1 protein-coding gene is annotated in these 256 nt (G+C 30.1%); it reads right to left on the bottom strand.

Going from position 1 to position 256, the window contains the following annotated elements:
• On the bottom strand, positions 1 to 229 hold a 229-nt coding region (locus ELQ09_RS08205; protein WP_243834168.1), incomplete at its 3' end, for a flagellar FLiS export co-chaperone.
• Positions 230 to 256: the final 27 nt, after the last annotated feature.

Below are 256 nucleotides of genomic sequence, written 5' to 3'. Positions count from 1 at the left end.
GTTGAGAACTTGTTGCATCTAAGGTTCTTTTCTGTAAATCATCGTTTTGTTCATCAAGTCTTTCTGTGATACTTTTTTCAATTTTTTTAAGCGTTAAATCAAGTATTTGCAGAGCACCGATAAAATCATTTGCATCATTTATTTGTGAGCAAATTTGTGTAGCTTTAAACTCACTTACGCCTTGTATTTCACCCAAGTGCTTTTTAAAAACATCCAATTCATTTTTCATTTTACACCTTTCAAAAAATATTGCTAA

Origin of the sequence: Campylobacter sp. CH186 (assembly GCF_004378925.1) — a bacterium.
Taxonomy (GTDB): Bacteria; Campylobacterota; Campylobacteria; order Campylobacterales; family Campylobacteraceae; genus Campylobacter_D; species Campylobacter_D jejuni.
Note: the sequence above shows the minus strand (reverse complement) of the source record. Positions and strands in the feature narration are given on the sequence as shown.